This window comes from Streptosporangium sp. NPDC001681 (assembly GCF_040298085.1).
GTDB lineage: Bacteria > Actinomycetota > Actinomycetes > Streptosporangiales > Streptosporangiaceae > Streptosporangium.
In genome coordinates, this window is sequence record NZ_JBEOZN010000005.1 from 44854 (window position 1) to 69526 (window position 24673).

Sequence of the window (24673 nt, forward strand, 5' to 3'; positions counted from 1 at the left end):
CTACGCGGCCCGCGCGCAGACAAGGGGCAACATCACCGGGCACCTGACCGTGCAGGCCCCAGGGAGACCGGTCGTCCCGGAGTGGGGGAAACGAGCAGATCGTCGAGGCCGGCTTCGGAGAAGGCGGCGTGCACGTCCGTCTGGCCCTCGGTGAAGTGGGTCCAGCCCTCGACATGGAGCGGCACGACCTGCCGGGCTTTCAGCAGGCGCGCGGCGATCACCATCTCGGTGGCGTTCAGGGTGAGCCGCTCGTCGATCATGGGCGTGCGGACGGCGCCGCCGAACAGCAGCGCGATGTCGACGACCGGGAACCGCCCGGCGATGAGCTCCACGTACTCCAGCGAGGCGTTGTCCCCGCTGATGTAGACGGTGGGCAGCCCGTCGCCGGTGAGCACGAAGCCGGTGACCTGGCCGACGATGGGCTCGCATCCCGGCGGGCCGTGCAGGGCGGGAACGGCGGTGACGCGCACCCGGCCGACGTCGTGGTGCTGCCAGAGGTGCATCGGGGTGACCCCGATGCGCGCGGCGGCCTCGGGCGTGCTCAGGGTCAGCGGCGCGGCGGACATCATCTGGCGGCCCAGCCTGTCCAGGTTGTCGGGGTGCTGGTCGTGGCTGAGCAGTACCAGGTCCACCCGGCCGACGTCGGCCGGGGAGAGTGCCGGGCCGATGGTCTTGGTGAGCGTGAGCGGCCCGACGGGGTGATCTCCCGGCGGATCGAAGGTCGGGTCGGTGAGGATGCGCAGCCCGCCGAGTTCCAGTAGGGCCGTCGGGCCGCCGATCACGGTGATGGTGGTCGTCATGAGCGGATCCGTTCGCTGCACGGTCGGGCATCGTCTGGATCATGCTAGCCCCGCATTCCGCACATGACCTCGATTTACCTGGAGTGATTACCCTCTGCACCGGATCAAATACCGGCCTGTAACGATGCGGCAGGTGCGGAAACCGGGACACGCGGGACGACCTTCCTGGCCGGAAGGTCGCCGGGATCCGGCGTGTCCCGGACACGCCGGACACACCGGACACGTGCGGCCCCGTGACCGGCGGTGGCCCCGGCTCCACCCGTACCGATGACGGTCGGGCCGCGCGCACCGGTCGGTCATGGCCGCCGCCCGGTGGCGACCATGACCTCCACCTTCACCGCATCGTGCTCGCGGCCCCGAAGACCGTCAGACGGGCAGTACCCGAAGGGCGGGATAGCGGGCCGAGTTCAGGTACAGCTTGTCGGTGCCGTGTTCCTTCTCCAGCTCCAGGACGAACCGATAGCGGTAGAGCCCCGGCCGGGCCTCGCTCATCACCGCCCCGGCCCAGTAGTAGTAGACGGCGGTGTACTGGTCGCGCATCCGGTCGGGAGCGCCGTAGATCTTGAGCTCGGTCATGATCCGGCGTTCGGCGACGTCGTCCTCGTCGCCCTTCTCGATGTCGAGGAAGACCAGGTTGTTGATCTTCGGCATCGGAGGCCAGGTGCCGTCCGGACGGCGGTGCATGTCGATCGGGCGGATGATCCAGTTGATCACCTGCCCCTGCTTGCAGATGGTCTCCAGGTGGTCGCTGCCCTGCCCGACCCCGCCGACGCTGTTGTCCATCATGTAGAGGCAGCCGTCCAGGGACTTCGTCGCGGCGGCCTTCTCCATGTCGACGAGGGTCACCACGTTCAGCTGGACGGAGTTGAGCTGGCCGCGATCGGCGAAGTCCGCAGCCGCGTATTCCTGGGTCATCGGCCTCCCTTTCCCTCGTTGACGGGACCGGCCAGGGCCGGCCGGGCGGTGGGGGTGAACGGCGTGCCGACGGTGCCGAGCAGGAACGAAAGCCGGTACGGGACCGGTTCGGTGAGGTCCTGCTTGACCTCGGCGGTCCAGAACACGATGTCGGTGCCGGGATACACCTTTCGCGTGGGCTCGGCGATCTGCGGGTCGATCTCGATGTCGGCGAGGGCCACGTAGGTCTCGCACTCCAGCGGGATCACGTTCCACAGCAGGGTGTCGCCCTTGCGTACCCGGCTGTGCAGCTCGGGGGTACCGAACCCGGTGGACCCTGCGGCCCCGTTGGTGTCATAGAAGTAGAGGTTGTCGTCCAGGTTCTCCGACGCCAGCGCGGCCACGGGGTCGACCACCGCAGTGATCGTCACGGGCCGGACGGGCCGGGCGGGCCGGCGTTCGGACTGTCTGTTCCTCGGGGGCATACGGCTCCTTCAGTCGAGAATGCTCCGGTTCGGACCAGGTCAGCCGGCGGCCGGGACGGGCGGGAGGGGGAGCACGCCCAGTCCGGAGCCGGTGAACCCGTTGCGCTTCGGATCGTTGATGATCTTGAGGCTGGACTCGCAGGTCAGGTCCACGGACTCCCAGACCAGCTCGTCGTCCTGCTCGACCAGCTCGTGCAGCTGGACGTGCACCGTGTACGGGTAGACCCCGGGCCGGCTCGTGTCCACGGTCGCGGCCCAGTACCAGCCGTCGTAGATCATGTCGGGTGACCCGTACTGGGCCGGGTACATGATCTTCTCGGTGACGGCCTGGCCGGTGATATCGGTGATCACCGGAGCCGGGTAGTTGTACGCGCCGGGGCTGCTCGTGGTCCTGCCGGTGACGTCCAGCAGCTTGGCCTCGGTGAGGCCGCGTCCGCCGCCCGACTTGCGGGCATGCCTGCCGACCCGCTGCTGCAGCCGCTTGAGATCGGCGCCGCTCACGCCGCCCTCGCCGCTGAGCGCGGCCAGCTCCTCCAGCGTGCGCCGGTCGTCGGCGCGTTCCTGCTCGGCCAGGTAGTTGCGCGGCACCGTCGGGGGGATCGCCCCCAGCGCCGCGGGCAACCAGTTCAGCACCTGCTCGGTCGCCTGCGACCCGTCGAGGAAATGGGTGCCGGGCACGATCGTCACCAGTTGCTCGGTGCCCACCCCGACTGAGCCGAGCAACTTCATGTTGTCGAACCAGTACGTGTTGCCGTCGAGCGACCGCGTCCGGAGCGCGTTCTCGACGTCGAAGAGCACGATGATCCCGTGTTGCTGGGCCATGAAACCGCCTTTCGCAGAACGTGGCTCACACGCGCAGCAGCGCGGGCGAGTCGATGTGCAGCACGCTGTTGGGTCCTTCGTGGAGCTTGAGGGAGAGCCGGTACCGGTACGGGACACCGGGCGTCATGTCGTAGGGCACAATGCCCTCCCACACCAGTAGGTCGTAATTCTCGTGCCCGTTGGAATCGGTGGCGTCGGCCCCCGCCCCTGGCACGGCGGCGGGTGCCGGAACGGTTCCGGGCTCCACCGGGTACGGCGGCACGGTCTGGTCGGCCGGGGGCAGGACGGTCGCACCGGACAGAAACTCGATGGCCTGGATCTCGACCGGAGTCTGCACGTCCACGTGGATGGGCGTCCACTGGACGACCTGTCCCGGGACCACCACCGTGACGAGGTCGGGGGTCCCCTGGTGCCGGCTCCCCGCCGAGCTGTCGTCGACCAGCGAGAGGTTGCCGTTGTGCAGCGTCCGGTCGGACAACGCCCCGACGGCGTCGACCATCACGACGATGCTGATCCTGTCTTTCATCGATCCTCCCTTGTCGGATGTCATTCGGGCGTACGGGCCACCAGGTGCTCAGCCCCGGTCCCTGACCAGTGGCGTCTTGCCGACGGTGGTCCGCTCGATCTGCGGTGAGGAGGGTGGCACGAACACCAGCCGGAACCCGTATCCGGTCTGCTCGATGGCCGCCGCGTTGGCCTCCCGGTCGTTGAAGAGCGACAGGGAGCTCGGCAGCGCCTGGGTGAACAGCTGCCGCGTCCCGCTCGGGCCGAGGGCGTGCTCGACGGCCGCGGCCGTGCCCTCGGCGTCGTCCACCGCCACCAGCAGGGTGAGGGTCCGGTCCTCACGGTGGTTGTGGAACTGGACCTCGTGCGCGACCAGGTCCAGGTCGACGCCGACCGTCGAGCACAGCCGCCCGCGCAGGGCCGCGTAGGCCAGCGTCGCCGAGTACTGGCTGTCGTTGAGGTGCAGCACGTCGGCGGTGCGCCCGGCGAACTCGAATCGCTCGGTGCGCAGCCCGGGACCGTTCAGGGCGGGGCGGCGGATCATCCGATCGCCGAGCTTGAGCCGGAGCAGCGGCGTCTCGTCGGCGTGCAGCCGGGTGACGACCAGCTCGCCCTCCTCGCCTTCGGCGACGGCACGGCCGTGCTCGTCCACGATCTCCACCAGGTGCAGCCCCGGCACGGCGGAGAGCGCCGGCGAGGTGTGGTCGAGCTGGAGCCCGACGCACTCGGCCTGGGTCGCGGCGAAGTAGCTGAGGATCGACACGTTGGGGAAGAACGCCCGCAGCTCGTCGCGCTTGCGCTGCGGCAGGGAGCCGCTGCCGTACATGGCGACCCGGAAGCTCTCCCTGGCGTGCGGGGGCAGGCCCGCGCCCAGCTCGGGCAGGAGCCCGATGCCGGCGGTGATGCCCATCAGCGCCTTGTGGCCGGGGTAGGAGAACATGTGCTCCAGTACCGGCGCGCTCACCGGTCCCGCGCCGATGTAGTTGACCCCCGGGACGTGGGACAGGACGCCGCCGACCATGGTCCCGCTGCTCCACATCTGGTAGTCGGCCAGGGTGGTGAACAGCCAGCGCGGCGCGGGGCCGCGCAGGTAGCGGCCGAGCTGGTAGGCGCCCATGAACGCCCCGGCGATGCGGTAGGTGTCGCGCAGCTCCCGCAGGGAGTACACGATCTCCAGGGGCATGCCGTCACCGGTGCCGCCGCTGGCCACCACCTCGAACCCGCCGTGGCCGAGCGGCACGACCATCCCGGCCCGTGCGCCCATGAACATGTCCCGCTGCACGGTCTTGTCCGAGAGAGGGATCCGCTCCCACTCGGACATGTCGGCGGGGGCGCCGCGGATCCCGAAGTAGTGCAGCCGTTCGCGCCACAGCGGGTTGAGCAGGGCGACGCCGACGAGCTGCTGAAGTCGGCGGAACACCAGCGCGTTCTGAAGGTCGAGCGGGGACTCGCAGTACGGGACTCCGGTGAGCCGCCCGCACTCCTCCAGCTTCCCCGCAAACGACGGCAGCCGGGTGACGTCGTCCACCGAGCGGGGCCGCAGCTCCTCCTCGGGGATCAGCCGTGCCGCCAGCTCCGTCGAGGCGGCGGTGTCCAAATCCGTCATGGTCATGAATGACTCCCATTCCGCTGGTCGTGCCGGGCCGCGGCGCTCGCGCGCAGCACCCGTTGCCCGATGTCCCTGATCTCGGCGATGAGCATGGCCAGGTGGTCGGCGTCGATCAGGTGGTTCATCACCACCACGCGCAGCGCCGCCACCCCGTCGATGTCGACCTTGGAGATGAAGAAGCGCCCGCCGCCCCGGATCCGGTTGCGGATCTCCAGCTGCAGCCGGTGCACGGTCGCCGGTTCCAGGCCGTCCGGCCGGTACCGGAAGCACAGGATGTTGGACTCCGGCTCGTGTGCCACGGCGAAGTCCGGCTCGGCGGCGAGCATCCGGTACGCCTGCCGGGCCACCGCGCACAGCCGGTCGATCCTCTGCGCGAACAGCGCCGGGCCGTAGACCGACCAGACCGTCCAGAGCGGCATGATCATCGGGCGTTTCGTGCACTCGAAGTTCTTGTCCGCGCTGTCATAGGCGCTGTAGACGTCCGGTTCCTCGTCGAAGACGTAGCTGGCGCGCTGCCGGAACGCACCGCGCGCCGTCGCGCCGTCGCGGTAGAAGAGCAGCGTGCACGGCGCCGGCATGAACAGCATCTTGTGTGCGTCCCAGGTCAGCGAGTCGGCCTGCTCGATGCCGCGCAGCCTGTCCCGGTGCCGGTCCGACAGCAGCAGGCTCGCCCCGTGCGCCCCGTCCACATGGAGCCAGAGACCATACCGGCGTGCCACGGCCGCGAGCTCCTCCAGCGGGTCGAAGGCGCCCATCGACGTGGTCCCGGCCGTGGCCACCAGGCAGAACGGTCGCAGACCGCGCCGGTGCGCCTCGTCCAGTACCGGGCCGGCCAGATCGGGGCGGATCCGCCCGGCCCGGTCGACCGGGAGCCGGACGATCTGCCGTTCCCCGATGCCGAGCACCCCGGCCGCCCGGGTCACGCTGTAGTGGGCCTCCTCGCTGACCGCGATGGCCGGGGGACCCGACATGCCGCCGGCGCCGCGCGTCCAGATCTGCGGGAAGGCGCGGTTGCGGGCGGCCAGCAGCGCGGTCAGGTTGGCCAGGGAGCCCCCCGAGGTCGTCACCATGGCGAACCGGTCGCGGTCCCAGCCGATGAATCGGTTGAGCTCCTCGGCCATGAGCCGCTCGGCGACGTTGGGGAGCTGCCCGGCCTCATAGAAGGAGGAGGGCTGGTTGACCACCGAGCCGACCAGGTCGATGAGGCTGGCCAGTGGCACCACACCGGAGAACTGCCGTCCCATGTAGCCGGGTGAGTAGACCGGGATGCCGGTCTCCGTGTACAGGTCGACGATCTGGTTCACCCGGTCGGCGTCGAAGTCGGCGATGCGCCGCCGTTCCGGGGTCATCAGTTCCCGCGCGGCCTTCAGCAGCACCGCCGGATCGAGGAGGTCGAGTCCCCGGACCGACCGGTCGCCCAGATATGTCGTCAGGCGGCTGACGATGTCCACGGCGCCGTCGTGGAAACGTTCGGGGTCGAAGGCCGCGGCGAGGCCCGGCATGGGTGACCGGTAGCCTTCGCCGGTCGTCGGCTCTGGAAAGGAACTCTGGACATCGGAAAGCGAACTCGTCACGGAGGAGACTCCAAACGATTCGGCGTCGAGAACGCCCACATGGTCGTTCCTGGACGAGAATTCGGGCATGGTGCATTGAATTCCCGGACGATCACATGAAGGTTCTCGCGAATAAATGCGTGATCTGCGGCGATGCGTCGAGCGAGAAAGAGATCCCCGGCATCCGGGGACACGAGGCGGCATTCGTGCCGCCGCTGGGCCGTTCCGGCAGATTGGAACGGTCCAACTTCAAGAGGGGATGTCGATCGGCGATGGTGGCAGATGGCACGAGAGGGCCTCATTGCCCCCTGTTCACGCCCTGTTCAAGCAGTTCGAATCAGTCCGGCGACGATGTCGCCGACGATCAGGATCTGAAGAAGACCCGTCATGGACGAATCGCGATTAACTCGACCTGAGTTTCACCCTCCGTATACATTGGCGCGCCCGTCACGTAAGCGAGCTAATCATTGATGACAGAGGGGCGCAAGACCTCGAATGCAGGTGGAGTGACAGATTCCGGCCACAGTTACTTACGCATGGCGATTGAGATGGGGGATGTTCGGTGGGTCTCATCCGTTTTGGGGCTTATGAGTTTTTCTCACAAACCTGGAGTGAACTCAGAGTTCGAGGCCGCCCCAACGGGCGATCCCGCTAAAAGGACACCCTTATTGCATGTGGTTGTATTCTCCAAATTACAGTAGTAGAAGCCTCGATGGGGTGATATGTCGGTCTTTCCCGATGCTTCGGCACTAAAAGGGAAAACCTCTAACGTTTTCGGGCGGCGCCAGGCCCGCTGAGGCTCTGGACGGCATCACTGTGCCGTCCTGACAGAAAACGCCTGCTCACGCGGGAGGCGGCTCCGTATACCAGCCCAGGCACCCCAGCCGCTCGCTGGGCCGGACCTACCTCCGTCGCCGGGTCATCAGGGCGCCTGCTGGGACCGACTTTCATGAGCGTTGATCTCCAAGTCCCGGTGCCGCACTGCGGCAAGGAACCGGATGAGGATGACGCCGATGCTCACTGCGGCGGCCGTCCATACGATCACCAGCGCCCAGGCCGCCTCCGGGCGTCCAATCAGAAAGATTCGGGGCGGCAGAAAGGTCATCTGGACGATCGCGCCGATCGGTACCGTCGACCTGGCAAACAGGCCAATCACTCCAGGATGCCGGATGCTCGCGCCTGCGGCGCCCAGCATCGGCCCGAAGAGCACACTCGCGAACCACCAGTAGCGCATCAGACTCCACTGCCCGGCCAGCGGAACCTCCGCTAGGGCGAACTTCGCGCAGTAGTACGCCGCAGTGGCCGCGATCAATGCCAGAGTGCCGGCGGCCGCTCCTCGGATGAGCCCACCGACCAGCCACCCTGCGGCCACCGCCAGCGCCGCCCAGGCCCAGCCAACGTCCAGCAGCAGGCTCGCCACCTCTGCGACCTTCACGACCCACGCCCAGTCTGCGTCCACCAACCGGCGTCCGATCATCCCGCCTGGAGAGGATGCGTCCTTGGTAAGGAAGGTGATCGCTCCAAATCCCGCACCGAGCGTGAGGACTCCAACCATACTGCGAATGATCTTCACTCCGCGAGAGTACGCACCTTTCAAGAGCCCGGGCGAGGTCACACCGACCTCGGCTCATGCCAACCACGCACAGAGAGCAAGATCTACATCACCGCTACTTTGTGGTCGGCCCGTTTCCTTGCCCTTGGGCGGCAACGGCGCCGGCACCGTCCACTGCGCCCCCAGGCAGACCAGCACCCTCTACGACCAAGATCGTTCCGATGCGTGATCAGAAAGTTAACCGGACGACGATGAAGCGCTACATTCTCACCGGCACGCCCGGCTCCGCGAGTGGACCGACCACCATCCACCCGTGGAAGGGCGGACTCCAGCCGGGAACATTGAACGCCTCGGTCGTTCTCAACCCGCCCCTCCCAGCGACAGCCGGGCAGTGGGCGCCGTTGGTGAAAATCTCCTAGACGCCGGCAAGCCAGGTGATACGGAACTCCCTTGGCCCCATCATCCTGTCGAACGCCGGAAGGCATCCGTCGTCGGTTCTGACCGGTGAGTGTCGATCTAACCAGCGAGAAGCTTGCTGACCGCCTGGTGAGAGACTCCGAGTAGCAAGCCGATGTCCCGATGGGGAAGCCCCTGCTCGTGCAGACGGCGCGCGGCCTCGCGGGAACGACTGACCGCGTCATCACGCAACCGGTCCGCCTCCCGGCGAATCTCCCTGGTCCGCGCGACCTCCGCGGCGAGTTCCTCCCCCAGGACGGGAACCACCGTGATCTGCCAGGCGGTCACGGCCGGGTCGTCGATGTCGAAGCGAAGGGCCAGTAGATCGCGTACCGTCTCCTCGGCCTGATCGAGCCGCCGCGCTTGAGTATGCGCCGGACGCCGCAATCCCGGCCCTTCGATCTCCAGCGCCCACCAGCCACCGGACCGCTGGGCCGTGACCCGGAACTCGTTCACCTGGCCTCCTCCTCGTCATCCTGGCTCATGTCCTGTTGAGCTTCAGCGAGTAGTGTGTCCCACTCCTTGAGAATGCCCTTGGCCGTCAACTCGTTGACTTCAGCATGACGCGGCACGATGACCGCGCCTCCTCGGACATACCACTTGTCATGGCTGCCACCATGCACATCGGGCGTCTTCGAGAACTCGAAGCCGTACCGCTTGGCCAGGCGAGCCATCCGGCCAAGCAGCTCGTTCCGTTTCATTCAGCATAGTCAATGCAGTTGCCAGCATCAAGCCAACCAGTTTGCCTAAATATCCGGCTAGATCCCAAATACTACGGATCCGGCCTTCGGCGACTACAAGCACCTGCACCGGTTCGACGACGTGCTCAGAAAGCCAGCCACCGTCGCCCTCGTGGCCGTGGCCCGACCTCCTCGACCCGCGCACCCGCAGCAGTGTGGCGGGGGGGGGGCGCGGGGCCACCCCCCCCCCCGCCCGGGGGTGGTGGGCGCGCGCCCCCAGCCCGGGCGCTCGCGGCTCCGGGCGGGGCCCGCCCCGGCGCCCGGCCCCACCGCCCGCGAGCAGGCGACGTTCCCCGGCGTGTGCTCGGCGCTCGCGTCCTACCTGCGCGGCCAGGAGGAGTACGAACGGCACCGGCGCCGCCAGATCGAGACGCAGATCACCACCCGGCAGCGTGACCTGACGGCCGCCGCCAAGGGTGCCGAGGAGGCCGCGCAGTCCACCGCCGTGCACCGGGCCGCGCTGACCGCCGCGATCAAGGCGCGGCTGACCCGGGTGGCCGAGGAGTTCGACAGGCTCGACACCTCCTACGGAGGCTACGGCGCGACGCTGGAGTTCCCCGTGCCGCCCGCGCCCGCCGACCCCGAGCAGCGCTGGGCGTGGCGGGTGACGCCCAAGTGGCGCAGGGGCGAGGGGCAGGGGTTCGTGCCGTACAACCGGCGGGCCAACACCGCGCTGATGGACGAGAAGGCGGTGAAACTGGTCTGCGCGGCGGCGATCGCGTCCTCCGGTGGCGGGCACCTGTGCCTGGTCCTCGACGAGCTGGGCCGCAACCTCGGCAAGGAGCATCGCAGGGAGGCCGTGGCGCTGTTCCGCCGGATCGGCGAGACGTACGGGATCACGGTGATCGGCGCGCTCCAGGACGACATGGAACCCTACGCCGTCGACGCCTGCGGCCAGTACGTCAAGCTGCGCCGCTCCTCCGACGCCATGCCGTACAACGAGCCACCGGTCGTCATCGGCCACGACCGGAACGCCGAGCGGGTGCGCGCCCTGGCTTCCGCGGTGAGCAGGTGAGCAGGGAAGACCAAAGAGCGGGTTGAGCGGGAGGACCGGTGAGCGGGGTGAGCCGATGTTCACCGGTCCGGTGTGACCGCGGGCCGACCTCTCCCTCGTGCCGCTACGCGGGAGGGCTCACGACGCTGCGCATCGTGAGCTCCGCGTCCTGGAGGGAGAGGGAGACCCGTACGGAACCCAGTTCGGAGGTCCGCGAGACATGCGTCCCGCCGCAGGGGATGCGCGCCTCGCCTTCGGGCAGCGAACAGTGCCACATCCGCCGCGCGGACAGGGAAGGGGACGGGCTGTCCACCGTGATCGGCGCATCGGCCGCGATCCACTCGCCGAGCTGGTCGTCGATCCGCCGGGTGAGCTCCGCGAGGTCGAGGCCCTCGGCGTCGAATCCCTTTCTCCGCAGCGACTTGCCCAGGCGGTAGACGTCGTCACTGCCGTGTTCCACGATCCGTGACGTGGTGATCGCCGCCTGGTCGAAGTCGGGCCGGCCGAGCGAGTCGGGCGTCACCTCCTTGCGCCACCGGTCGGCCAGCGCCGCGTTGAGGGCCAGCGCGGCGAGGTGGCACGCGCTGTGCCCCGCGGAGAGCGCCGACCGGTACGCCTCGTCGACGACCAGTTCGACGTCCCCGGCGATCGGCTCCTTCAGCACGTGGACCACGAGCCATTGCCAGCCGTCGGCGCCGCGGCGTACCGGGATCTCCTCCCCCAGGTAGAGCCGCTCGCCGTCCGACGCGCCGGTCACGCAGTCGACGACCGGCAGCCCGTTCACGGTCCCCCGGTCGGCGGGCTGGTCGGGCCAGGTGTGGTCCAGGGGATGGAAGGGTGTCTGTGCCGTCACCACGCCGTAGCCGCCGCTCACCGGTGTGGCCGAGACCACCCGCGAGACCCCGTGGACGTCGCCGCGTGGATAGGTGACCTGTGTGTCCATAGCTGATCTTTGGTTCCCATCGTTCCGTGTCATTCCGCAAGCGACCGCGAGGACCGCGCCGAACACGATATGACCTCGCGGTCCCCTCGGCCCGGACTCCGGCGATCAGGCGGTCTTCGCGGCAGCGGTACCGGACGGGGAGGTACGTCCCGCTATGCCGTCCCACAGGGCGTGGCGCGCCTCCAGCGCCGTCCGCAGCGTGGCCGCGCAGTCGTTCCACTTCCGCCGGTCGTCCCCGCAGAGATCGACCAGCATCTGCATGGCCATCGGCGTGTGCTGCTCGCCGTCGACCTCGATGTGGCGAGAGAGGTAGTCGCGGAACTTCTCCAGGGCCTCCGCGTGCCGGTCCGTCCGCAACACGCGGTCGAACATCTCCGGGATGAGGTCCTCCCTGCCGAACGCGAAGGTCGCCGCCTGGGCGTGCAGGGGAGCGGACTCGATGATCTTCCAGGTGGTCCTGACGAAGTCGGCGGCCGCCGGTGGCACACCGGGGAGCTCCAGTCCCTTCTGGACCGTTCCACCCTCTCTCAGATGGCTGATGAACGACTCGATGGGCCGCACGTCGGCACCTGCCTGCCGCATCCCCTCGACGTACAGCTCGAAGTGGCTGATGTGGCCTTCCCCGAGCTCGTCGCTCTCCTCCACGAGCACGATCTCGTTGATCAGGCGCCGGCTCGTCCGGGGGCCCTGCGGGATCCAGGGGACCCGCACGCAGGTGAGCCGCCCCTGCAGGTTCTTCAGCAGCGACATGAAGTCCCAGACCGCGAAGACGTGGTGCTCCATGAAGACGACCACGTCGTCGAGCTCGTTCAGCGAGTTGTAGACGTCGTGGGCGAGGATCTTCTCCCGGATCGGTTCGATGGTCCTTTGCAGCTCGTGGAGACCTGGGTGAGAGACGTTCCAGCTGTAGCGTGATTCCGACATCTTCTGACTCCTTAGTAGACGTCGTAATCCCACGACGTCGGCCTGTCGTGCTCCAGGAGATCCGCCTTGGCGAGCCGTTTCTCGTATCGTGCCAGCTCTCTCCGTGTGCGCAGGCGAAAACACGAGACGAAGCATCCACCGGGGATCCGTCGGCAGGCTGCCCCTTCCAAGTCGATTGCAAGATCGTTCGCCTAGCGTGACCGGCGTGCGAGCAGTGATCGTCGCGGGTGTTCTCATCGCGGCCCTGAGCGGCTGCGCGATCGAAGGCGGGGAGCGGATGACGGGTACGGTCGATGCCGGGCGGGAGAGCGTCGCGGAGCGGCAGGCCGGAGCGGGGCAGTCGGAGGCCGGGGTGCTCAAGGGGCGGGTCGTCGACGCGGCGGGCAGGCCCGTCGCGGGCGCGGAGATCGTCGCCGACAACCAGCTTCTGTACAACAGCAACCTGGTCGTGACGACGGACAAGGACGGCCGCTACCGGGTGAGCACCGACGTCGCCGCGGCCACGTTCCGGGTGACCGGCACCGTGACCCGCCGCTTCGAGGGCCGTGCCTACACGATGGAGCTGACCCCCCACGATGACACCCCCTTCGCCGGTTCGGACGGTGCGATCCGCGACTTCACCTGGCGGCTCACCGGCGAGCGGTCCGACGGGCTGGGCTTCTACGGCAGCATGGTCCTCTTCCATCTGGAGTCCTACGACCCACAGAGCCCGGAGACCTTCCTGCAGGACGAGGACGTCACGCTCACCCTGACCCCGCAGGGACCGCTGATCGACGGCTCGGCCGGTGAGGTCATCACCCGCCGGGCCGAGCGCGGCGGCGACGGCTCGGGGGTTCTGGACGTGCCCATCGGCCGTTACCGGATCACCGCCGAGCACCTCGGGCGACCCCTGAAGATCCGGATCCGCGACACCGGCGAGTACGGCGAGGCGGTCGTCGCCGACTTCGAGCGCCTCCTGACCACCGTCCACCGCATCCAACTCGACCTCAAGCCCTAGGCCGATCCCTCCATCTCGCGGCCGGCGATTCATCTCGTCCAGCAGGGCGGCAGAGAGGTCGGCGGCGTGCCGACCTCGATCGTCAACTTCTTCAATCCCACGGTCGTCATGATCGGCGGTGATCTGGCCGAGGCGGGCGAGCATCTCCTGGCGAGCGTTCGCGAGGTGGTTTACGCTCGCTCGCTGCCCCTGGCCACCCAACGACTCGGCATCCGCGCCAGCGAACTCGGCGACCGTGCGGGGGTCATCAAACACGTCTTGGCTCCCGAGGCCGTCGACCGGTCCAACCCCGCCTAACTTATGTCGACAATCGACATATTGATTATTGACCACCGACGAAACAAGCCTTTAACATCGCAAAACATGGGGGGTATCTGACCAAAGTCGCCACTGTTCGGAGGTCGCAATGCCCATGTTCGGCGTATGGCTGGTCGGTGCTCGAGGATCGGTGGCGACCACCGCGATAGTCGGTGCCGCCGCCTTCAAGGCGGGGATCTCCCCTCCTCGCGGCTGCGTCACCGACATCCCCGGCTTCCCCGGCACGCTTCCGTCGTTCGCCGACCTGGTCTTCGGCGGCCACGACACGGCGGAGATCTCCCTGCGCAAACGAGCCGAGCAGCTGAGCGAAGCAGGCGTGATCCCGGCGCATCTGCCCGCCTTGCTCGCCGGGGATCTGGCCGCCGCAGAGGCCGAGATCCGGCCGGGGCACGCGTCCGGCGACGCTCCGCAGAGCGCGGCCGCCGCCCGCCTGATCCGCGATCTCGTCGAGTTCCGCGAGAGACACGGGGCGGACCGCGTCGTCGTGGTCAACGTGTCGTCGACCGAGCCCCCCGCCGTGTGGCGCCCCGAGTTCGAGCGGCTGGCCGACCTGGAGGAGGCGCTGGCGGGCGGGGCGGAGGTCCTGCCTCCCAGCTCGCTCTACGCATACGCCGCCTTCCACGCGGGCTGCGCCTATGTCGAGTTCACCCCGTCCACCGGGCCGACCCTGCCCGCGCTGGCGGAGCTGTCCGCCTTGAAGGCCGTGCCGTACGCGGGGCAGGACGGCAAGACCGGGGAGACCCTGGTCAAGAGCGCGCTGGCGCCCATGTTCGCGGGCCGGGCGCTGCAGGTGCGCTCCTGGTCGGGCCTGAACCTGCTCGGCGGAGGGGACGGCGCCACCCTCGCCAATCCGGACGCCAGGGCGAGCAAGCAGATGTCGAAGAACCGGGCCGTCACCGGCGTGCTCGGGGCGGGAATCGACGGCCAGACGCACATCGACTACGTCCCCGACCTCGGTGAGTGGAAGACCGCCTGGGACCACGTCACGTTCGAGGGTTTCCTCGGCGTGCGGATGACCTTCCAGTTCACCTGGCAGGGCTGTGACTCCGCGCTGGCCGCGCCCCTCGTCCTCGATCTCGCCCGGCTGGTCGCCCGGGCGCATGAGAAGGGCCGGCACGGTGTGCTCCCCGAACTCGGTTACTTCTTCAAGGATCCCCTGGCGACGGATGAGCACGGGCTCGCCGAGCAGTACGCTCGGCTGCGCGCCTTCGCCGAGGAACTGTCGTGAGGGCGCTGCTCGAACTGGTCAGAGCACCCGCCGCGCTTTCCGTACCCGGCGACACCATGGCCGGTGCGGCGGCGGCAGGACGACCCGCCACCCCCGGACCGGCCGTCGCCTCCTTGTTCCTCTACTTGTCGGGCATGGCGCTCAACGACTGGGCCGACCGGAAGATCGACGCCGTCGAGCGACCGGAACGCCCCATCCCCTCAGGGCGGATCACCCCCGGCCGCGCGCTCGGCATCGCCGTGACACTGACCGGTGCCGGCCTGCTCACGGCGGCGCTCGCGGACGGGCGTCGCGGGCTGGCCCGCGCCGGGCTGCTCGCGGGCGCCGTGTGGGCGTACGACCTCGGGCTCAAGCGGACGGCCGCGGGACCCGCGGCCATGGCCGCCTGCCGGGCGCTCGACGTGCTGCTCGGCACGGGCGAGCGCGCCGGGACCGGTGGGCTGATGGCCCTGGCGATCGGCGCGCACACCTATGGGATCAGCCTGTTGGGCCGCGCGGAGGTGAAGGGGGCACACCGAGGAACGATCAACGGTGCGCTGGCGGCGAGCGCGGCCGCGGCCGGGCTGGCTGCCCTGAGCTGCCTGGGAGGGGGCCGTCACCCGACACCGCCGAACGGGCCGTGTCCCGGGAACGCCACTTTCCCGGTGCCCGCGTCGCACCGCGCCGACGCTCCGGCACCGCTTGACCGGGCCGCCGCGGTCGCGCTGCTCGTGGGCTATGCCGCCGTGACCGCCGGTGCGCAGGCCGGGCTGCGGGCCAGTCCGGACCCCGACCAGGTACGGCACGCCGTACGGCTCGGCATCCTCGGCCTGATCCCGCTCCAGGCGGCGGGCGTCGCGGGACGGGGCCGGCTCGCGCAGGCCTGCGCGCTGCTGGCGGCGATGCCCGCAGGCCAGTGGCTCTCGGCCCGGATGGCGACGTCGTGAACTGGGCCTACTGCACGAACGGCTTCTCCGACCACCGGCTTCCCGAGGCACTCGCGATCCTGGCCGACCTCGGTTACAACGGGGCGGCGATCACCCTTGACCACGGCCATCTCGACCCCTACGCCGCCGGATCGGCGCACGAGGTGGCGCTGATCGCCAAGCGACTCGGTGCGCTCGGCCTCGGCGCGGTCGTCGAGACCGGCGGGCGCTACACGCTGGATCCGTGGCGCAAACACCACCCGACGTTGCTGGACGACGACGCCGGCGCGGCACAGCGGGCCGATCTCCTGAGCAGGGCACTGCGGATCGCCGCCGACCTGGGAGCTCCCGTGGTACATCTGTGGAGCGGCGTGCGACCCGCCGAGGTCCCCGAAGCAGAGGCATGGGCGCGACTGGTCCGCTGGTGCGAACGGCTTCTCGACGAGGCCGACCGTGTCGGGGTCACGCTGGGGTTCGAGCCGGAGCCGGGGATGCTCGTGGCGGACCTCGCCGGGTACGAGCGGCTGCGCCGCCTGCTCGGCGGCCATCACCGTCTCGGGCTCACCCTGGACATCGGCCACTGCCGGTGCCTCGAACCGTATGACGTCCCCGAGTGCGTGCGGCGGGCACTGCCGTACCTCGCGCACGTGCAGATCGAAGACATGCGCCGGGGCGTCCACGAGCACCTGGAGTTCGGCGCGGGTGAGATCGACTTCCCGCCGGTGCTCGCCGCGCTCGACGGCTACCGGGGCCTGGTCGCGGTCGAACTCGCCCGGCACGGTCACGCCGCCCCCGAGGTGGCCCGCAGGTCCATCGACTTCCTGAGGAGGGCGTATGAGCGAGCAGGAGTGGACGGCGCAGGCTGTACAGCAGGTGAAGGCCGCCCCTGAGTCGGCGCGGCTGCTGTTCCCGCAGGCCGGGCGGCGCGGCGGACCCGGCGCGCGACACGCGCTGCTGACCGCGCTGCGCGGGAACCCGGCCGTGATCGGCGAGCTCTACCGGCGCGGCGACACCGGCGAGCGGCTGGCGATCCTGGACGCCCTGCCCGAGCTCGCGGTCGGCGCGGCCGCCGTTCCGCTGGTCGAGGACGCGCTGCGCACCAACGACGCCAGGCTGGTCGCCGCCGCGCTCGGCCCCTATGGCTCACGATGGCTGGACGACCACGCCTTCCGTCACGGCGTGCTCAAGTGCGTCTTCCTGTCGATCCCGCTCGCGTCCGTCGCGGGGCTCGACCGCCGCTTCGACACCGAGCTCGCCAGAATGCTCGCCGATCACGCCGCCGAGCGGCGGGCCGCGGGCCGACCGGTTCCCCGAGATGTGCTGGAGAGGCTCTGATGCGAATCTTCGACCCCCACATTCACATGACGTCCCGGACCACCGACGACTACGAGCGGATGCGCGCCGCAGGGGTGCGGGCGGTGGTCGAGCCCGCCTTTTGGCTGGGGCAGCCGCGCACCAACGTCGGCAGCTTCCTCGACTACTTCGACGGGCTCCTCGGCTGGGAACCGTACCGTGCCGCGCAGTACGGCATCCGGCACCACTGCGCGCTCGCGCTCAACCCCAAGGAGGCGAACGACCCGCGGTGCACGGACGTGCTCGCCGAACTTCCGCACTATCTGCTCAAGGACTCCGTGGTCGCGGTCGGCGAGATCGGCTACGACTCGATGACCCCGGCCGAGGAGCACGCTTTCGAGGCCCAGCTCGCGATGGCGGCCGGCAGCGACCTGCCCGTCCTGGTGCACACGCCGCACCGCGACAAGGTAGCGGGCACCCGGCGCACGCTCGACGTCGTCCGCGCCTCGGGGACGGCGCCAGAGCGGGTGCTCGTCGACCACCTCAACGAGCCGACTGTGGGCCTGGTCGCGGAGTCGGGTTGCTGGATGGGATTCTCGATCTATCCCGACACCAAGATGGACCCGCACCGGATGGTGGCGATCCTCAGGGAGTACGGCACGGCGCGGATGCTGGTGAATTCGGCCGCCGACTGGGGCCGCAGCGACCCGCTGAAGACCCGCGAGGTCGCCGACGCCATGCTCGCGGCCGGGTTCACCGCGGACGACGTGGACCAGGTCCTGTGGCGCAACCCCGTCACCTTCTACGGACAGGGCGGACGGCTCGATATCGGCGCGCCGTCCGGCGACCACGCTCTCGACGCCCCGTCCGCCGAGCCGGACTTCGCGGGCAACACGATCAGGCGGGGCTGACCGCATGCGCTTCCGGCATCCCGACGGCTCGACCGTCCACCTCGCCTACTGCACCAACGTCCACCCTGCCGAGGACCTGCCCGGCATCCACGCGCAACTCACCGGCTTCGCCGCGCGGGTGCGGGACCTGCTCGACGTCGATCGGCTCGGGATCGGGCTGTGGCTGCCTCATGGGGCGGCGCGGTCGCTGATCACCGACGCCGCCGAGCTCGTACGGCTCCGCGCCCTGCTCGGCCGCCTCGGGCTGGAGGTGGTGACGCTCAACGGCTTCCCCTATCGCGGCTTTCACGACGAGGTCGTGAAATACCGGGTCTACTTCCCGGACTGGACATCGCGCGAGCGGGCGCGTTACACGCTCGATCTGGCAGAGATCCTTGCCCGCCTGCTGCCGGACGACGTCACCGAGGGCACGATCTCGACCCTCCCCCTCACCTGGCGCACCGAGTGGACGGCGGACAGCGCTGCGACGGCCATGGCGAACGTGGACGCCGTAGCGGAGGGGCTGCGCGTGCTCGCCGACCGTACCGGAAAGCTGATCCGGCTGGGGTTCGAACCCGAACCCGGCTGCGTCGTGGAGACCACCGCACAGGCGGCGCGGCTGCTGCGAGACGTGGACCGCGACCACCTCGGCGTCTGCCTGGACGCCTGCCACCTGGCAGTGGGCTTCGAACCGGCCGCGAACGCCGCAGAACTGAGGCTTCCGATCGTGAAATTCCAGGCGTCCTGCGCGCTGGAGTCGCCACCGGGCAGCCAGGCGGCGCTGGCCGCGTTCGACGAGAACCGCTTCCTCCACCAGACCCGCGCGGTGTCCGGAGCCGTGGACGACCTGGACGCGGCCCTGGCCGGCGCCCTGCCCACCGAGGAGACCTGGCGGGTGCACTTCCACATGCCGCTGCACACCACACCGCCGCCGCCCCTCACCACCACCGCGCCCTACCTCAAGGAGCTGCTGCGCGCCCTGCTCGGCGGCGGCTCCCCCCTGACCCGGCACGTCGAGGTGGAGACCTACACCTGGAACGTACTGCCCGCAACGCCGGTGGACCTCGCCGAGGGCATCGCCGCCGAACTCGACTGGACGCGCCGGGAACTGGCCATACTCGGACTCAAGGAGCTGTGATGCCGCCCTTGGTTGTGATCAACGTGGTGGGCCTGACCCCACGGCTGCTGGCCCACATGCCGGGCGTCGCGAAGGTCGGCGCAGCCGCGGCGCTGCGGCCCGTCCTGCCCGCCGTCACCTGCTCCATGCAGGCCACCCTGCTGACCGGCGCCATGCCGCGCGACCACGGCATCGTCGGCAACGGCTGGTACTTCAGAGACCTCGGCGAGGTGCTCCTCTGGCGCCAGCACAACGCGCTCATCCAGGGCGGCCAACTCTGGGACGCCGTGCCCGGCCTGCGCACCGCCAACGTCTGCTGGTGGTACGCCATGGGAGCCGCCAGCGACCTGCTCGTCACGCCACGCCCGATCTATCACGCCGACGGCCGCAAGTCACCCGACTGCTACACCCGGCCACCCTCACTGCATGACGACCTCGAAAGCCGCTTCGGCCCGTTCCCCCTGTTCAGCTACTGGGGACCGAACGCCGGCATCGCCTCCTCCCGGTGGATCGTGGCCGCGGCCCGCCACATCCTGCACGAGGAGCGGCCCGACCTGCTCATGGTCTACGTCCCGCACCTCGACTACGACCTGCAGCGGTACGGCCCGGACGGGCCGGAGGCTGTCAGGGCGGCCCAGGCGGTGGACGCCGCCCTGGCTCCTCTCCTGGCCGAGGACGCCACCGTAGTGGTGCTGTCGGAGTACGGCATCACCAACGCCACGACGCCCGTCGACATCAACCGGGCGCTGCGCTCGGCCGGGCTGCTTGAGGTCCACACCCAGGCTGGAATGGAGTACCTCGACCCGTGGACGTCGCGCGCCTTCGCGGTGGCCGACCACCAGATCGCCCACGTGTACGTGCGCGACCCCGCCGACCTGCGTCGGGCCCGCGACGTGATCGCCGACCTGGCCGGCGTGGACGAGGTCCTCGACCAGGCGGGAAAGGCCAAATACGGGCTTGACCACGAGCGCGCGGGCGAACTCGTCGCGGTCGCCGAGCCGCACGCGTGGTTCACCTACTACTACTGGTTCTCCGACGACCGGGCGCCCGACTTCGCCCGGCTCGTGGACATCCACCGCAAACCCGGCTACGACCCTGCCGAGCTGTTCATGGATCCCGCCGACCCGCTCGTGAAAGTCCGCGCGGGCCTGGCGCTGGCCCGCAAGCGGCTCGGCTTCCGCTACACGATGCCGGTGGTGCCGCTCGATCCGGCCCCGGTGCGCGGAAGCCACGGTCGCCTCCCTGACGATCCCAGCGACGGACCCGTACTACTCGGCCCCTTTGATCGAGATGCCTACGACGCCACCGAGGTCAAGGGTTTGCTGACGGCGGTCATCCGGGGTGGCGGGCTCCCGCGCTGACGAGGGCGACGCGCGGGCGAAGGCCGGCCTCTTCCGGCGCCAGCACTTCACCGGATGGGTGAGGTGTGCGTGTTCGGGATGAGCGTCGCCGCCGCATCGTGGTCAGCCCCACCGCGGCGGAACCGGAACGGCAGCGGGATGAGATGTCCGCGTTCGCCCAGCGGTTCGCCCTCCCCGGTACCGGCTGAACACCAACGTGTTCGTGCCGGAGGTGCTCTCGGGCCGACTCGGACTCGACCTGTCCGGGCGGACCGGCACGGATCGGGTGCTGGAGGCGATCGACCGTACCCTCTTGACGCTGCGCGAGCACCTCGGCCTCAAGAGCCCCCGAACCGGCTGGCCGGTAAGGCATGACCACGGAGGCCGCCCGCCTGCCGCGGGCCCGCACCGCCGCAGCGCTGCGCAGGGCCGGACGGCAACGCCGGATCGACGTCCTGGCCCGTCAGATCCAGCGGGACCTGCGCCGGCCGCAGCTGCCGGAATCTGGCCATGGAGCTGGGCGGCACAGTCACGCAGCCGATCACTGACCTGGCTGACTTCCGCTCCATCCAGCGGCAACCGATCCTCGATGGCCTGATCAACCAGTACCACCGGGCGGCCTGAACCTGCAGGTCACCGACGAGAATCCTATTTTCGAGCGCTACAACCTCCTACTTCCTGCCGTTCAACTACGTTGCCGGTCAACGGCGACCTATCAGGACGCAGGGCGAGACATTCCCCTGGTTCTTGGACATGGGTTCATGTCGGGGCCACCACCCTGACGAGGACAACCCCGATTGATCACCACACGGTCGACCGAACACGCGTTCCCTCGATCGGCCGACCGTGCCTGCTGGGCGTACGGAAGCCCGAGGCCGGGAGACCTCAGGTCATCACGACGCCGCCGTCGACCGCGATGGTCTGGCCGGTGATGTTCACGGCCTGCTCGCTCATCAGGAAGGATACGATCGCGGCGATGTCGTCCGTAGTTTGCGGCCGCTTCATCGGGACCAGCGCATCGACGAACCCTGCGAAGATCTTCTCCGGCGTCGAACCGGCATACGCCGGATCGCTCTCCAGAAGCCACTCGCTGGTCTTCCGCCACATGTCGGTCCAGATCAGCCCCGGCATCACGGCATTGGCCCGTACGCCAGTGACGGCCCCCACCCTGGCCACGGCATGGGTCAGCTCGATCACCGCAGCCTTCGACGGACCGTAGTCGGCGAGCATGTCCATGCCGAGCCGAGCGGCGATCGAGGCGACATTGACTATCGCCCCGGGCCGTCCGGCACGGCGGCGCAGGAATTCCTGACAGCTGAGGAACGTTCCTCGGGTGTTCACCGCGAATGTGCGGTCCCACTGTTCGTCCGTCAGCTCAGGAAATGGGACGAACAGTCCGATCCCGGCAACGTTGGCCAATGCCGTGATCTCACCGAGCCGCTCCTCGGCGGTCGTGAACGCCGCCCGCACGGACTCTCGATCGCGCACGTCACACCTGGTGTGGGCGACGGTCGCGCCACTCGAAACGAGCTTCGCGGCGACCGCGGCGACCCGGTCGGCGTCCACATCGGTCAGGAGTACGGCATGGTCCTCGGCGAGGCGAGCGGCTACCGCGGCGCCCAGCCCGCCCGCGGCACCGGTGACGAGCGCGACCTTCACGGGAGCTCCTTGTCGATCTCGGGGGCGAGCAGCTCGGCCGCACGTTCCGCGATGATGACGTCCGCCGGGTCGGGTTTGGTGATCTCGCGCGAGGCGGTGTCCTCATAGACGTGCTCGCCGATCAGCCGGCCGCGTTCGTCGTAGGGCCAGGCGAACGCCAGGGTGCGCTTCAGCAGGTAGATGTCGGTGGGATCGTCGCCGGCCCGCACCGAGCCGAACACGCTGTCGCCGAGCATCGCGCCGGGCACGAACTGCGAGAACTCGACCTCGCCCGAGAAGCCTCGATCATTGACGGCGATGTCCTGCTTGTTCACCCACATGACGATCGCGTTCGCTTTGACCAGCGACTCGTAAAAGGCCATCACCTGGGCCATGCCGTCGAGAATCACCGATGTGCCGCCTTCGTGAAGGCGGTAATGCGGATGCTCGACGGTCATGCTGGGCGCGAGAAGTTCACGGTAGCGGCCGGAGACCTCGAGCAAGCCGTGTCGCCGGTAGTTCTTGAGGATGGCGCGGTGACGCGGGTTGTCGGTGTTGTCGATCTGCTTTTCCAGGCTTGCGAACATATGCGTGAACGCGTGTTCGTAGCGGCTCACGGGGTTTCCTCCTAGAGTCCGTCCGGGGGTTCCCACGTTCGCCGCCGGCTACCGGGTCGTCCAGGACATAAAAACGACACACCCATTAACCATTCGGCTAACACCGCAGGTCAACGGGCTGTGATCAGGACGGTGGCCGCATTATGCTCCCGGCTGGGAGGAGTCACCATGGACCTCAACCTGCACCTCGTGCGTTACCTCATCGCGGTCGTCGACGAGGGCCACTTCGGCCGGGCTGCCCAGCGGCTGTACGTGAGCGCACCCTCGCTGAGCCAGCAGGTGCGGAAGCTGGAACGCACGCTTGGCGTGGAGTTGATCGACCGCTCGGCGCACCCGCTGCGCCCGACCGAGGCGGGGAGACGGTTCCTCGTCGAAGCGCGTGAGGCGCTCGCCGCGTCCGACCGTGCGGTATCCGCCGTTGCCGCCTACCAGCGCGGCCTCACCGGCTGCCTGCGGCTTGGGTTCATGACCGCCGCCGCCGGCCCGCACAGCCGCCGGCTGCTCGACGAGTTGCACAGACGGATCCCGACATCATCAATCCGGCTCGTCGAACTGCCCTGGCCACAACAGGCATCCGCGGTTCGCTCAGGCCATGTGGACGCCGCCCTCGTGCGTCCGCCGATAGCGGACACGACCGGCCTGCGGTTCGACGTCGTGCTTCACGAGCCACGTGTGGTGGCGCTGCCGGTGGCGCACCGACTGGCCGGCCGAGCGACCGTCTCGCTCGCCGAGCTGGATGGGGAACCACACGTCACCGACGACGAGGCGGACGAGCAGTGGGTGCAGTGGTGGGCGTGTGATCCGCGACCGAGCGGTGTGCCTGTCCGTTACGGGCCGTCCGTGCACACGATGGATGAGTTGCTGGAGGTTGTCGCCGCAGGGCTCGCCATCTCGATCACCGGAGGCTTCGTCAGTCACAGCCGCTGGCATCCCGATGTCGTGTTCGTGCCGGTCATGGACGTCGAACCCTGCCCGCTGTCCCTGTGTACCCGTTCGTCCGATGATTCCGCCCTGGTCACGGCGCTACGACGAGCCGCACACGCGATTGGCACCGAATCCGTCACCCCGGAGTGGGCCTGACCCGGGATCGAAGCCGGCTACCCCTAGAGGGCGCCGGCCTGGCGTGCCGCGTGGACGGCGGCGGTGCGGTTGTGCACGCCGAGCTTGCTCATGGCCGTGCGCATGTAGGCCTTGACGGTCTGCGGGCTCAGCCCCAGTCGCGCGGCGATCTCCACGTTGGAGGCGCCCACCGCGGCCAGGCTCAGCACGTCGCGTTCGCGCTGGGCCAGCGTGATGGTGGCGGGCACCCGCACGCCGGGGCCGACCAAGGCCCGGTGGATCCGGGCCAGTCGCGCGAGCAGAGCGGGGTCGGTGATGCTCCGTACGACATCGGCCAGCTCGGCGATCGCGGCGTGGGCGGAGCCGGGATGAGGCTCCTCGGCGCCAGGTCGCAACAGGTCCTCGACATCCTGTTGCATCTGGGCCGCCACCACGCCGGCGCTGTTCAGCGCCCGATCCCCGATCGGCTGGGGGTCGCGCACCGCGCCGTACATCACGCTGTGGACGACGCCGCGCACGACCACCGGCACGGCGAAGACCGAGGTGATGCGCTCCTCCTCCACCACGATGCGGTCGTAGTCGTGCGTGATGGTCGTGGTTGTCGCGTAGTCGTTGACCCGGCGAGGGGATCCCTCGTGCAGCACGGAGCCGCCAAGGCCGCGGCCGGTGTCCACGGCGAGACCTCTGAGCGAGTCGCCAAGGGTGCCGACGAGACGGCTCAGGACGAGTTGCCGCTTGGTGGCTGCGGGCCTGGTGTATCCGCCGAAGACGACAGGCACGCCGGTCACCCGCTGGAGCCGCCGAAGCCGCTCCGGGAGTAGTTTGTCGATCGCGGTGCGCACCTCGACGTCATCGTCCACGGACCCTCCCAGCGGTCGAGACCGGCCGCCGTACGTCGTTCTCCGAGGCGGCGAGCCGTGTAAGGGAAGCAGGATACGACACAGGTCAGGGCATGGACACTCCCGCTCGGGAATGGCGCGCGACCGTGTCCTGCG

Annotated in this window: 28 protein-coding genes; 13 read left to right on the forward strand and 15 right to left on the reverse strand. The window is 69.1% G+C overall.

Going from position 1 to position 24673, the window contains the following annotated elements; genetic code table 11:
• Positions 1-32: 32 nt before the first annotated feature.
• The 7 genes from ABT130_RS03385 to ABT130_RS03415 all read right to left on the reverse strand — a co-directional run bounded on the left by ABT130_RS03385 (position 33) and on the right by ABT130_RS03415 (position 6616).
• A complete protein-coding gene (locus tag ABT130_RS03385) occupies positions 33-800 on the reverse strand; it encodes an MBL fold metallo-hydrolase (RefSeq protein WP_350952457.1) in 768 nt (255 codons plus the stop codon).
• Between the two features lie 366 nt (positions 801-1166).
• The gene (locus ABT130_RS03390; protein WP_350952459.1) at positions 1167-1715 is read right to left on the reverse strand and encodes a DUF8788 domain-containing protein; all 549 of its coding nucleotides are present in this window, start codon (positions 1713-1715) and stop codon (positions 1167-1169) included.
• Entirely contained in the window at positions 1712-2125 is a 414-nt protein-coding gene (locus ABT130_RS03395) for a DUF8788 domain-containing protein (RefSeq protein ID WP_350924986.1), read from the reverse strand. Before ABT130_RS03395 ends, ABT130_RS03390 begins: the two co-directional genes overlap by 4 nt.
• A 93-nt stretch (positions 2126-2218) precedes the next feature.
• A complete protein-coding gene (locus tag ABT130_RS03400; RefSeq protein WP_350952461.1) occupies positions 2219-3001 on the reverse strand; it encodes a hypothetical protein in 783 nt (260 codons plus the stop codon).
• Positions 3002-3026: 25 nt separating this feature from the next.
• Positions 3027-3527 carry a DUF8788 domain-containing protein gene (locus ABT130_RS03405; RefSeq protein WP_350952463.1) on the reverse strand — a complete coding sequence of 167 codons (501 nt, stop codon included), beginning with the start codon at positions 3525-3527 and terminating at the stop codon, positions 3027-3029.
• Positions 3528-3575: 48 nt separating this feature from the next.
• Positions 3576-5117, reverse strand: a complete 1542-nt coding sequence (locus ABT130_RS03410) for a phenylacetate--CoA ligase family protein (RefSeq protein WP_350952465.1) — start codon at positions 5115-5117, stop codon at positions 3576-3578.
• Complete coding sequence (locus tag ABT130_RS03415) at positions 5114-6616, reverse strand: pyridoxal phosphate-dependent decarboxylase family protein (protein ID WP_350924978.1); 1503 nt, start codon at positions 6614-6616, stop codon at positions 5114-5116. The genes ABT130_RS03410 and ABT130_RS03415 overlap by 4 nt, the downstream gene beginning before the upstream one ends.
• A gap of 167 nt (positions 6617-6783) precedes the next feature.
• Between ABT130_RS03415 and ABT130_RS03420 the strand changes: the two genes are divergently transcribed.
• Positions 6784-7083, forward strand: a complete 300-nt coding sequence (locus ABT130_RS03420) for a hypothetical protein (protein ID WP_350952467.1) — start codon at positions 6784-6786, stop codon at positions 7081-7083.
• A 506-nt stretch (positions 7084-7589) separates the two neighbouring features.
• Here ABT130_RS03420 and ABT130_RS03425 read toward each other — a convergent pair.
• The 3 genes from ABT130_RS03425 to ABT130_RS03435 all read right to left on the reverse strand — a co-directional run bounded on the left by ABT130_RS03425 (position 7590) and on the right by ABT130_RS03435 (position 9376).
• Entirely contained in the window at positions 7590-8240 is a 651-nt protein-coding gene (locus ABT130_RS03425; protein WP_350952469.1) for a hypothetical protein, read from the reverse strand.
• A 495-nt stretch (positions 8241-8735) separates the two neighbouring features.
• The gene (locus ABT130_RS03430; protein WP_350952471.1) at positions 8736-9131 is read right to left on the reverse strand and encodes a hypothetical protein; all 396 of its coding nucleotides are present in this window, start codon (positions 9129-9131) and stop codon (positions 8736-8738) included.
• On the reverse strand, positions 9128-9376 hold the full coding sequence (locus ABT130_RS03435; protein ID WP_350952473.1) for a hypothetical protein: 249 nt from the start codon (positions 9374-9376) through the stop codon (positions 9128-9130). Before ABT130_RS03435 ends, ABT130_RS03430 begins: the two co-directional genes overlap by 4 nt.
• A 241-nt stretch (positions 9377-9617) precedes the next feature.
• On the opposite strand from ABT130_RS03435, the gene ABT130_RS03440 reads away from it, so the two are divergent.
• Positions 9618-10430, forward strand: a complete 813-nt coding sequence (locus ABT130_RS03440) for a hypothetical protein (RefSeq protein WP_350952475.1) — start codon at positions 9618-9620, stop codon at positions 10428-10430.
• 103 nt (positions 10431-10533) lie between these two features.
• Here the strand turns inward: ABT130_RS03440 and ABT130_RS03445 are convergent, their stop codons facing one another.
• Both ABT130_RS03445 and ABT130_RS03450 read right to left on the reverse strand, forming a co-directional pair.
• Positions 10534-11352 carry an alanyl-tRNA editing protein gene (locus ABT130_RS03445; protein WP_350952477.1) on the reverse strand — a complete coding sequence of 273 codons (819 nt, stop codon included), beginning with the start codon at positions 11350-11352 and terminating at the stop codon, positions 10534-10536.
• 105 nt (positions 11353-11457) lie between these two features.
• On the reverse strand, positions 11458-12276 hold the full coding sequence (locus ABT130_RS03450; protein WP_350952479.1) for a DUF3050 domain-containing protein: 819 nt from the start codon (positions 12274-12276) through the stop codon (positions 11458-11460).
• A gap of 205 nt (positions 12277-12481) precedes the next feature.
• On the opposite strand from ABT130_RS03450, the gene ABT130_RS03455 reads away from it, so the two are divergent.
• The 10 genes from ABT130_RS03455 to ABT130_RS03500 all read left to right on the forward strand — a co-directional run bounded on the left by ABT130_RS03455 (position 12482) and on the right by ABT130_RS03500 (position 20573).
• Complete coding sequence (locus tag ABT130_RS03455; protein ID WP_350952481.1) at positions 12482-13273, forward strand: carboxypeptidase-like regulatory domain-containing protein; 792 nt, start codon at positions 12482-12484, stop codon at positions 13271-13273.
• Positions 13274-13300: 27 nt separating this feature from the next.
• Positions 13301-13570, forward strand: coding sequence for a hypothetical protein (locus ABT130_RS03460; protein WP_502992067.1), 270 nt, complete (start codon positions 13301-13303; stop codon positions 13568-13570).
• Positions 13571-13679: 109 nt separating this feature from the next.
• Positions 13680-14819, forward strand: a complete 1140-nt coding sequence (locus ABT130_RS03465) for an inositol-3-phosphate synthase (RefSeq protein ID WP_350952483.1) — start codon at positions 13680-13682, stop codon at positions 14817-14819.
• Positions 14816-15745, forward strand: coding sequence for an SCO3242 family prenyltransferase (locus ABT130_RS03470; protein ID WP_350952485.1), 930 nt, complete (start codon positions 14816-14818; stop codon positions 15743-15745). The genes ABT130_RS03465 and ABT130_RS03470 overlap by 4 nt, the downstream gene beginning before the upstream one ends.
• Entirely contained in the window at positions 15742-16614 is an 873-nt protein-coding gene (locus tag ABT130_RS03475) for a sugar phosphate isomerase/epimerase family protein (RefSeq protein ID WP_350952487.1), read from the forward strand. Before ABT130_RS03470 ends, ABT130_RS03475 begins: the two co-directional genes overlap by 4 nt.
• On the forward strand, positions 16559-17059 hold the full coding sequence (locus tag ABT130_RS03480; RefSeq protein WP_350916628.1) for an EboA domain-containing protein: 501 nt from the start codon (positions 16559-16561) through the stop codon (positions 17057-17059). The genes ABT130_RS03475 and ABT130_RS03480 overlap by 56 nt, the downstream gene beginning before the upstream one ends.
• Positions 17059-17928: a TatD family hydrolase gene (locus ABT130_RS03485; protein WP_350952489.1), complete on the forward strand. Its 870-nt coding sequence runs from the start codon at positions 17059-17061 to the stop codon at positions 17926-17928. The genes ABT130_RS03480 and ABT130_RS03485 overlap by 1 nt, the downstream gene beginning before the upstream one ends.
• A 4-nt stretch (positions 17929-17932) precedes the next feature.
• Complete coding sequence (eboE, locus tag ABT130_RS03490) at positions 17933-19045, forward strand: metabolite traffic protein EboE (protein ID WP_350952491.1); 1113 nt, start codon at positions 17933-17935, stop codon at positions 19043-19045.
• A complete protein-coding gene (locus ABT130_RS03495) occupies positions 19045-20385 on the forward strand; it encodes an alkaline phosphatase family protein (protein ID WP_350952493.1) in 1341 nt (446 codons plus the stop codon). Before eboE ends, ABT130_RS03495 begins: the two co-directional genes overlap by 1 nt.
• A 65-nt stretch (positions 20386-20450) precedes the next feature.
• Positions 20451-20573, forward strand: coding sequence for a hypothetical protein (locus tag ABT130_RS03500; RefSeq protein WP_350952494.1), 123 nt, complete (start codon positions 20451-20453; stop codon positions 20571-20573).
• 676 nt (positions 20574-21249) lie between these two features.
• On the opposite strand, the gene ABT130_RS03505 is transcribed toward ABT130_RS03500, so the two are convergent.
• Positions 21250-22023, reverse strand: a complete 774-nt coding sequence (locus ABT130_RS03505) for an SDR family NAD(P)-dependent oxidoreductase (RefSeq protein ID WP_350952496.1) — start codon at positions 22021-22023, stop codon at positions 21250-21252.
• Complete coding sequence (locus tag ABT130_RS03510; protein ID WP_350952498.1) at positions 22020-22619, reverse strand: hypothetical protein; 600 nt, start codon at positions 22617-22619, stop codon at positions 22020-22022. The genes ABT130_RS03505 and ABT130_RS03510 overlap by 4 nt, the downstream gene beginning before the upstream one ends.
• Before the next feature lie 168 nt (positions 22620-22787).
• Between ABT130_RS03510 and ABT130_RS03515 the strand changes: the two genes are divergently transcribed.
• Complete coding sequence (locus ABT130_RS03515) at positions 22788-23699, forward strand: LysR family transcriptional regulator (RefSeq protein ID WP_350952500.1); 912 nt, start codon at positions 22788-22790, stop codon at positions 23697-23699.
• Between the two features lie 23 nt (positions 23700-23722).
• On the opposite strand, the gene ABT130_RS03520 is transcribed toward ABT130_RS03515, so the two are convergent.
• Complete coding sequence (locus ABT130_RS03520; RefSeq protein ID WP_350952502.1) at positions 23723-24538, reverse strand: helix-turn-helix transcriptional regulator; 816 nt, start codon at positions 24536-24538, stop codon at positions 23723-23725.
• Positions 24539-24673: the final 135 nt, after the last annotated feature.

Excerpts from the sequence above, each read along its gene's own strand:
- ABT130_RS03385 (WP_350952457.1), bottom strand. The coding sequence starts at position 800 with ATGACGACCACCATCACCGTGATCGGCGGCCCGACGGCCCTACTGGAA.
- ABT130_RS03390 (WP_350952459.1), bottom strand. The coding sequence starts at position 1,715 with ATGACCCAGGAATACGCGGCTGCGGACTTCGCCGATCGCGGCCAGCTC.
- ABT130_RS03400 (WP_350952461.1), bottom strand. The coding sequence starts at position 3,001 with ATGGCCCAGCAACACGGGATCATCGTGCTCTTCGACGTCGAGAACGCG.
- ABT130_RS03405 (WP_350952463.1), bottom strand. The coding sequence starts at position 3,527 with ATGAAAGACAGGATCAGCATCGTCGTGATGGTCGACGCCGTCGGGGCG.
- ABT130_RS03410 (WP_350952465.1), bottom strand. The coding sequence starts at position 5,117 with ATGACCATGACGGATTTGGACACCGCCGCCTCGACGGAGCTGGCGGCA.
- ABT130_RS03415 (WP_350924978.1), bottom strand. The coding sequence starts at position 6,616 with ATGCCGGGCCTCGCCGCGGCCTTCGACCCCGAACGTTTCCACGACGGC.
- ABT130_RS03420 (WP_350952467.1), top strand. The coding sequence starts at position 6,784 with ATGAAGGTTCTCGCGAATAAATGCGTGATCTGCGGCGATGCGTCGAGC.
- ABT130_RS03435 (WP_350952473.1), bottom strand. The coding sequence starts at position 9,376 with ATGAAACGGAACGAGCTGCTTGGCCGGATGGCTCGCCTGGCCAAGCGG.
- ABT130_RS03445 (WP_350952477.1), bottom strand. The coding sequence starts at position 11,352 with ATGGACACACAGGTCACCTATCCACGCGGCGACGTCCACGGGGTCTCG.
- ABT130_RS03450 (WP_350952479.1), bottom strand. The coding sequence starts at position 12,276 with ATGTCGGAATCACGCTACAGCTGGAACGTCTCTCACCCAGGTCTCCAC.
- ABT130_RS03465 (WP_350952483.1), top strand. The coding sequence starts at position 13,680 with ATGCCCATGTTCGGCGTATGGCTGGTCGGTGCTCGAGGATCGGTGGCG.
- ABT130_RS03480 (WP_350916628.1), top strand. The coding sequence starts at position 16,559 with ATGAGCGAGCAGGAGTGGACGGCGCAGGCTGTACAGCAGGTGAAGGCC.
- ABT130_RS03485 (WP_350952489.1), top strand. The coding sequence starts at position 17,059 with ATGCGAATCTTCGACCCCCACATTCACATGACGTCCCGGACCACCGAC.
- eboE (WP_350952491.1), top strand. The coding sequence starts at position 17,933 with ATGCGCTTCCGGCATCCCGACGGCTCGACCGTCCACCTCGCCTACTGC.
- ABT130_RS03495 (WP_350952493.1), top strand. The coding sequence starts at position 19,045 with ATGCCGCCCTTGGTTGTGATCAACGTGGTGGGCCTGACCCCACGGCTG.
- ABT130_RS03515 (WP_350952500.1), top strand. The coding sequence starts at position 22,788 with ATGGACCTCAACCTGCACCTCGTGCGTTACCTCATCGCGGTCGTCGAC.